The sequence below is a fragment of the uncultured Acinetobacter sp. genome (genome assembly GCF_947624825.1).
Taxonomy (GTDB): domain Bacteria; phylum Pseudomonadota; class Gammaproteobacteria; order Pseudomonadales; family Moraxellaceae; genus Acinetobacter.
Map to the genome: position 1 here is coordinate 1 of NZ_CANQLZ010000081.1, position 7720 is coordinate 7720.

Below are 7720 nucleotides of genomic sequence, written 5' to 3' on the forward strand. Positions count from 1 at the left end.
TACTCATCGTAATTTACATTTGTTGTCATAAACCATTCGGGATATCTTGGATACTGTTCTTGGTATTCAGTTCTCCAGTCTTGGACGTTGAATGGAGTTAAATCGATTCCTCCTGATGTTGCTATTAAAACAAGACCTTTGATTAGACTAGCATCGGTAAATGCTTTATTAACAGCAAAAATGCCTCCCATTGATTGGGCAATTAGAATAGATTCTGAATTAATTTTCCCTGTAACGTATTCTTCTAAATCACTAAAATTCTTTAAGCTAGTATCCTCCGCAATATTTCCAAAACCAGGATAGCCAATAATTTGTTTTTCATATTTTTCTGGTAAAAACTCAATCAAAGGTTTCCAAAAATCAAGGTTTCCAGATGCACCTGGTAAAAATACTATTTTTTCCATCTTTTCATAATCTTAAAAATTTTAACCGCTAAAACACTATCTTGTATAACTTCATTTGTCTAGATAAGTTTTTGATGCATTTAACATAATGGCGATTATATGAAACGAGAGCTACGGCTCTCGTTTTTTGATCTGAAAACTGCTAAAATACTTATACGCCATTGACGTATAAAGAATCTATGTTATTCATTGAAACCAGTATCTTTACCAAGCAAATCAAAGACCTTGTATCTGATGAAGAATATCGTCAACTTCAACAAGATCTATTGGTTCAGCCAGATAAAGGTGACTTAATCAAGAATGGCGGTGGCATTCGGAAAGTACGTTGTGCTCAAGGTAATAAAGGTAAAAGTGGCGGTATCAGTGTAATTTACTATTGGGTAAATGAGGATGACCAAATCTTTTTCTTAGTGGCTTATCCAAAATCTGTAAAAGATAATCTAACGGATAAAGAAACCACAATTCTGCACCAACTCGTGAAGGAGCAATTTCATGGATAACAACTTATTTGACGACTTAGTTGCTTCGATTAAAGAAGCAGGAGCAATCAAGCGCAAAGAGATCCAAGCAAGTCGAACAACCGAACTTAAATTACCAAATATTAAGGAAGTGCGAGAAAAAACTGGTTTAAGTCAAAGCGAATTTGCAGCACGTCTCCACATTAGCCATCGTACTCTGCAAAATTGGGAACAAGGCCGACGCTATCCAACAGGACCAGCAGCAACATTAATTCGAATCTTAGATTCACATCCTAGTCTTATTTAAAAAAATACAGTAAAAATGGGAGCTTATGGTTCCCATTTTTGACTTCGTATAACCTGTATTATGTTAGTTTTAGAAAAATTTAAGAGTTTTATTTCTTAATTTGATAGAAAAGCGTTCAATATTAAATATAATTTGTTATATCTTGCTAAAGAATAGTACAAAAAAAGGCGTTATTCTAATTAGTAAAATATTTTTGTTAATGAAATTTTTAATTATGATTCGTAACGATTGGACACGTGCTGAAATTCAACAGCTCTACGATTTACCTTTAATGGACTTACTTTTTCAGGCACAGACGGTTCACCGTCAATACTTTGAAGCCAACACCGTACAGGTGAGTACCTTATTATCTATTAAAACAGGACGATGCCCTGAGGATTGTAAATATTGTTCACAATCTGCACATTACGATACAGATTTAGAAATTGAGAAACGTGTAGAAGTTGAAAAAGCTATTGCAGAGGCAAAACAAGCAAAAGCATCAGGATCGACCCGTTTTTGTATGGGTGCTGCATGGCGTAATCCACATGAACGCGATATGCCTTATGTATTAGAACTGGTTCAGGAAGTCAAAAAACTTGGTATGGAAACCTGTATGACCTTAGGGATGTTAAATGCTTCTCAAGCAGAGCGTTTAAAAGAAGCAGGTTTAGATTACTATAATCATAATTTAGATACTTCACGTGAATATTATGCCAATGTCATCAGCACGCGTACGTATGATGATCGTTTAAATACCCTAGATCATGTTCGCGCAGCCGGCATTAACGTATGTAGTGGTGGCATTGTCGGGTTAGGTGAGGCGAAACAAGATCGTATTGGGCTCTTGTATGAGTTAGCGACCATGCCCATCCACCCAGAATCTGTGCCGATTAATATGTTAGTTCCAATTGAAGGCACACCTTTGGCAGACGTTGAAAAACTCGATGTGATTGACTGGATTCGCACCATTGCAGTTGCACGTTTAATTATGCCGAAAAGCTATATCCGTCTTTCAGCAGGGCGTGAATCACTGTCCGATTCAGATCAAGCCTTAGCCTTTATGGCAGGTGCTAATTCGCTATTTTCAGGTGATAAATTATTGACTGCACCGAATAGTGGCGAGGGTAAGGATAAAGTCTTGTTTGCAAAATTAGGCTTAAAAGCTGAAGCAGCAAAACCATCTGCGAAAGAACTGGCTGTAGATGCTATGCAAGCGATTGAAGCTTAATCAAACGATTTATATTTCATGGGATCAATTCGCTCTAGTGTTGATCCTATTTTTCTTGGGTTGAGAAAATGAACATTATTGTGATCACGGGGTGGGGATTAGGGCACCACGTTCTTAAACCTTTTGTCGACCTTTTAGAAGCAGAGGGTCATAAAGTTGATCTTTGGGATATTTTTGACCCATTTCATCCGAAGATTTTGGCAGAAAAAATAAGTCGTGCCGAATACAGTCAGCTATTAATCGGTTGGTCTTTAGGTGGGCAGCTTGCCTTATATCTTGCCCATACTTTACAAACTCAACGTGAAATTGATTTACCCGTCATTTGTTGCATGTCGAATCCATCTTTTGTTGCTCAGGCAGCTTGGTTCGAGGCGATGCCTCAAGTACAGTACCAACAATTTTCAAAATTGATGAATAGCAATCCACTCAAAGGATTACAACGCTTTTGTCACTTGGTCACAATGGGTTCAGAAGAACCACTAAAACGTGCGAAAACCTTACAAAACAATTTATCTTATATTGATTTAAACTATCAAAAAAAACATCTCTATCTGCTTGAACAATTAGATTTGCGTGAAATGTTAAAAAATCATGCGAGCAAGATCTTATTTTTATTTTCAGAACAAGATCAGCTCGTTCCTTGCAAAGTTGCTGAAAAAGTAAAGTATATCGCAGAAGATCGAATAGAAATTCAAATTTTAAAGGGCACACACGATCGCATCCTGTTCGAACCCAAGTTGATTCTTGAAAGGATCTCGAATTTTTTAGAAATGAGCATCTCTGATGAATTCGAGGCATTTTAATTGAGATTCTCTTTTCAAATTAGACAAGCTAAGATCAAAAAAGGTTAGTTTTTTGGAAATGGAAGCTCAGTGTACGACCTCTTTGATCAGCAGCATATTTGGCATCCCTATACATCGATGCTCAATCCTTTGCCGTGCTATAAAGTGAAGGCAGCACAAGGTGCGTTGATTGAACTTGAAGATGGCACGCAACTGACTGATGGCATGTCGTCATGGTGGTGTACGATTCATGGCTATAACCATCCTGAACTGAATCGAGCTGTACAAACTCAATTGGAGTCTATGTCACATGTCATGTTTGGTGGTTTTACTCATCAACCTGCAATTGATTTAGCAAAATTATTATTAGAAATAACCGCACCTGAGCTGGATAAAGTATTTTTTGCTGATTCAGGTTCAGTTGCGGTAGAAGTAGCGCTAAAAATGGCGGTGCAATACTGGCATGCCAAAGGTCAGCCGAATAAGTCCAATTTTCTTAGCACACGCTCGGGCTATCATGGAGATACTTGGAATGCCATGTCAGTGTGTGATCCTGTCACTGGGATGCACCAAATTTTTGGCAGTAGTTTACCGAATCGATTCTTTGTTCCAGCCCCAGAAATCCCGTTTGATGGGCAGTGGAATGCAGCAGATCTTGAGCCTTTAGAAACTTTACTCATACAACAACATCACAATATTGCCGCCTTGATTATTGAACCGATTGTGCAAGGTGCAGGCGGGATGCGTTTTTATCATCCTGAATATTTAAGACAGGCTAAACAATTATGCGAGCAATATGACGTCTTACTCATCTTAGATGAAATTGCCACAGGTTTTGGGCGTACAGGTAGGTTATTTGCCTACGAGCATGCGGATATTGTTCCTGACATTCTGTGTATAGGCAAAGCCTTGACCGGTGGTTATATGACACTCTCTGCCACCCTCACCACTGAAGCCGTTGCGACTACAATTTCACAAGGCGAAGCCGGGGTATTTATGCATGGCCCGACCTTTATGGCCAATCCATTGGCATGTGCAGTGGCAGTAAAAAGTACCCAACTTTTACTTGAGCAAGATTGGCAATTGAATATTCAACGTATCGAACGAACTTTAAAGCAAAAATTACAACAAGTTGAACATTTAAGCATTGTAGAAGATGTACGCGTGCTTGGTGCTATTGGTGTGGTTGAGTTAAATCAGAATGTAGATTTGGCTCAATTCCAAGCAGAATGTGTCAAACGTGGTGTATGGATTCGCCCATTTGGCAAGCTCGTCTATGTGATGCCACCCTATGTGATTAGCGATGTACAGTTAAACACTTTGCTTGAACATTTAATTGAAATGCTACAAGCAATGGAAATGTGCGCATGAATCATCTTGATTACTTCCAAGAAAAACTCGATGCTTTAAAAACCCAAGGACAATATCGGCAGTTTAAAGCCAATATTTCAAGTGAATTTATTTTAGAGAGAGAAGGAAAATCACTCCTTAATTTGGCCTCTAATGATTACTTAGGTTTAGCAGGTAATTTAGCCTTAAGAGAAGCCTTTTTTGATCAACTAACTAATGATAAACGTTATTTAAGTGCAAGTTCTTCACGGTTACTCACGGGAAATTATCCTGCATTTGAACAATTAGAAGCAGAAATGTCACAGGCTTTTAGGCGTTCAGTTCTGTTATTTAACAGCGGTTATCATATGAATATTGGGATTTTACCTGCACTCAGTGATAGTAAGACCCTTATTTTAGCCGACAAGTTGGTACATGCCAGTATCATTGATGGAATTCGACTTTCATCAGCTAAATACTTACGCTATCGTCATAATGATTTAGTGCAATTAAAGCAATTACTTGAAAAATACCAAGAAGATCAAACGATTGAACGCATCATTGTAGTGACAGAATCTATTTTTAGTATGGATGGTGATGAAACGGACTTAAAGGCATTAGTTGCTTTAAAAGCACAACATCCTAAAGTACTACTTTATGTTGATGAAGCACATGCGATTGGGGTTCGAGGTGAGCGTGGCTTAGGATGTGCTGAACAATATGATGTTTTGGATCAAATTGATTTTTTAGTTGGGACTTTTGGTAAAGCACTTGCCTCAGTTGGTGGCTATATTGTGTGTCATGAGGCCATTCGAAATTATTTAATTAACTTTATGCGATCTCTCATTTTTAGTACGGCACAACCGCCTATCAGTGCAGCTTGGACACAATTTGTCTTTCAGCACATGCAATCTTTATCAGTAGAGCGAGCACATTTAGCACGCTTATCACATGATACTCGGCAAAATGTTCAAGCGCTTGGACTGGATTGTCCATCGACCTCACAGATTGTTCCAGTGATTTTAGGTGAGGCAAAAAGAGCCAACGCAGTAGCAGAGATGCTACAAAACCAAGGTTATTATGTTTTACCAGTGCGACCACCAACAGTACCGCAAAATACAGCTCGATTACGCATTTGCCTGAATCAAAATGTACAGCAACAACATTTGGTGACCTTATTTGAGCATTTAAGGCAGCTACTATGATTGAAACAGCACAAATCGCAAAACGCTTTGCTCAAGCACAGCAAAGTTACACCCAACAAGCAACAGCACAATTACAAGTTGCGCAACAGCTAAATCAACTGATTCATGCGCATGTCCCTATGCAAAAATTGCAAAATGTACTAGAGATTGGCTGTGGTTCAGGACTGTTTACGCAACAAATTCTGAAATATCAAGCACTTAAACAGGTGTATTTAAATGATCTTTATCCAGAAGTTAAACAATACTTTGCACAGGATTTACGCCTGAAATGGTGTATTGGTGATATTGAACAACTTGAGTTACCACAATCATTAGATGGGGTGTTCTCTTGCTCAGCTTTACAGTGGATGAAAGATCTTGAGCATCTCAGTCAACGTATTTATAACGCTTTAAATTCTGATGGATATTTTTGTTTTGCCAGTTATGCAGAACAGAATTTAAAAGAAATAAAGGCACTAACGGGGCAAGGTTTACAGTATCTAAACTGCGATCAAGTTGTGCATTTGTTAGAGCGCGTTGGATTTGACGTACTTCATAGTGAGTATCAAGGGATTGAACTGTATTTTGACCATCCATATGCTGTTTTAAAACATATTAAAGCCACAGGGGTTCATGCAACAGCACAAGGTTTTCGTTGGACAAAGACATCTTTAAATCAGTTCTGTGAAGATTATCAAAAATTTAGACATCAGGAATCAGGTCAATATGTATTGACCTATCATCCTATTTGGATCATTGCTCGGAAAAAATAATGAAAGCAGAAATTTACTTTGTCAGTGGTATTGATACCGATATTGGTAAATCAGTCGCCACTGGTTATTTGGCAAAACAATGGTGTGAACAAGGCTTTAAAACCATTACCCAAAAAATAATTCAAACTGGAAATATCGACATCTCGGAAGATATTCGAAAACATCGTGAAATTATGGGCTGTGGTTTATTGCCTGAAGATCAGCAAAAATTAACCATGCCTGAAATTTTTAGTTATCCGGCTTCACCTCACTTGGCGACAAAATTTGATGGTCGTGAACTAGATTTTGCAAAAATTCAGCATGCTACCGATGTTCTAGTGGATCACTATGAACGTGTCTTGATCGAAGGTGCAGGCGGTTTAATGGTGCCTTTGACTGAAGATGTACTCACGATTGATTATATTAAACAGCAAAATTATCCTGTGATTTTAGTCACTTCAGGTCGATTAGGCAGTATTAGTCATACCTTATTAAGTTTAGCTGCCATTCAACAGTATGGTATTCATCTGCATGCGGTTGCTTTTAATCATAAAGACAATGCAAAAGATGAAGTGATTGCAAATGATACCATTCGTTATTTAAAGGCTTATCTGAATAAGCACTTTAAACAGGTAGAATGGTGGGATGTTCCTTTACTTCCTCAGACTAAAAATCTGATTTAATTTTTCTAGCTTGCATAGCTATTTTCTTATAAAAGGCACTATGAGGTGTCTTTTTACTTAACATAACCCGAATCATGGATAAGCCTGATTTTACATCTTTATAAATTGAGGCTTATTTGTAAGCATCCGCTGAACCCCATACCTATTTTTTAATTTTGGTCGGGTTGCCACCGGTGTGGCAGTAATTCTTCAATTTGGGTCACTTTGTGTGTCGGTAGCCTTTTCAGCACATCACTTAAATAGGCATACGGATCCAAGCCATTGAGCTTTGCTGACTGGATTAAAGTCATGATATTGGCAGCTCGTTGGCCACTGCGCAGCGAGCCAGCAAACAGCCAGTTCTTGCGTCCTAAGGCCCAAGGTCGCATCTGATTCTCTACCCAATTATTGCAAATCGGTAGATTGCCATCATCCAGATAGCGGCTTAAAGCTGGCCAACGCTTCAGCGTGTAATTGATGGCCTTGGCGGTGGGAGAACTCGATGGCACCGTCAGTTGATGTTGGTTGAGCCATTCATACAGTTGTTGCATCACCGGTTGACTATGCTGTTGTCGGTATTCGCGGCGCTGTTCTGCTGTACCATCGGTCTTTTTCCTGAGTTCTGCTTCTAT

General features: G+C 38.6%; 10 protein-coding genes. 8 read left to right on the forward strand and 2 right to left on the reverse strand.

All coding sequences use genetic code 11. The annotated features are described in order from the left end of the window. Positions 1-404 (reverse strand): alpha/beta hydrolase (locus tag Q0017_RS12625; RefSeq protein WP_298147422.1); only part of this gene is annotated, 404 nt, incomplete at its 3' end. Positions 405-583: 179 nt separating this feature from the next. Between Q0017_RS12625 and Q0017_RS12630 the strand changes: the two genes are divergently transcribed. The 8 genes from Q0017_RS12630 (at position 584) to bioD (ending at position 7109) form a co-directional block, all read left to right on the forward strand. After that, complete coding sequence (locus tag Q0017_RS12630; protein ID WP_298147424.1) at positions 584-904, forward strand: type II toxin-antitoxin system RelE/ParE family toxin; 321 nt, start codon at positions 584-586, stop codon at positions 902-904. Further along, entirely contained in the window at positions 897-1169 is a 273-nt protein-coding gene (gene nadS / locus Q0017_RS12635; RefSeq protein ID WP_298147427.1) for a NadS family protein, read from the forward strand. The genes Q0017_RS12630 and nadS overlap by 8 nt, the downstream gene beginning before the upstream one ends. 211 nt (positions 1170-1380) lie before the next feature. Continuing rightward, positions 1381-2379, forward strand: coding sequence for a biotin synthase BioB (gene bioB, locus Q0017_RS12640; RefSeq protein ID WP_298147448.1), 999 nt, complete (start codon positions 1381-1383; stop codon positions 2377-2379). A 68-nt stretch (positions 2380-2447) separates the two neighbouring features. After that, entirely contained in the window at positions 2448-3182 is a 735-nt protein-coding gene (locus Q0017_RS12645; protein WP_298147430.1) for an alpha/beta hydrolase, read from the forward strand. Between the two features lie 69 nt (positions 3183-3251). Further along, entirely contained in the window at positions 3252-4532 is a 1281-nt protein-coding gene (gene bioA, locus Q0017_RS12650) for an adenosylmethionine--8-amino-7-oxononanoate transaminase (RefSeq protein WP_298147433.1), read from the forward strand. Further along, on the forward strand, positions 4529-5695 hold the full coding sequence (locus Q0017_RS12655) for an 8-amino-7-oxononanoate synthase (RefSeq protein ID WP_298147437.1): 1167 nt from the start codon (positions 4529-4531) through the stop codon (positions 5693-5695). The genes bioA and Q0017_RS12655 overlap by 4 nt, the downstream gene beginning before the upstream one ends. Then, a complete protein-coding gene (bioC, locus tag Q0017_RS12660) occupies positions 5692-6447 on the forward strand; it encodes a malonyl-ACP O-methyltransferase BioC (RefSeq protein ID WP_298147439.1) in 756 nt (251 codons plus the stop codon). Before Q0017_RS12655 ends, bioC begins: the two co-directional genes overlap by 4 nt. Beyond that, on the forward strand, positions 6447-7109 hold the full coding sequence (gene bioD / locus Q0017_RS12665; RefSeq protein ID WP_298147442.1) for a dethiobiotin synthase: 663 nt from the start codon (positions 6447-6449) through the stop codon (positions 7107-7109). Before bioC ends, bioD begins: the two co-directional genes overlap by 1 nt. A gap of 149 nt (positions 7110-7258) precedes the next feature. Here the strand turns inward: bioD and Q0017_RS12670 are convergent. Next, on the reverse strand, positions 7259-7720 hold a 462-nt coding region (locus tag Q0017_RS12670), incomplete at its 5' end, for a transposase (protein WP_298147445.1).

Coding starts and splice junctions, on each gene's coding strand:
- Q0017_RS12630 (WP_298147424.1), top strand. CDS start 584: ATGTTATTCATTGAAACCAGTATCTTTACCAAGCAAATCAAAGACCTT.
- nadS (WP_298147427.1), top strand. CDS start 897: ATGGATAACAACTTATTTGACGACTTAGTTGCTTCGATTAAAGAAGCA.
- Q0017_RS12645 (WP_298147430.1), top strand. CDS start 2,448: ATGAACATTATTGTGATCACGGGGTGGGGATTAGGGCACCACGTTCTT.
- Q0017_RS12655 (WP_298147437.1), top strand. CDS start 4,529: ATGAATCATCTTGATTACTTCCAAGAAAAACTCGATGCTTTAAAAACC.
- bioC (WP_298147439.1), top strand. CDS start 5,692: ATGATTGAAACAGCACAAATCGCAAAACGCTTTGCTCAAGCACAGCAA.
- bioD (WP_298147442.1), top strand. CDS start 6,447: ATGAAAGCAGAAATTTACTTTGTCAGTGGTATTGATACCGATATTGGT.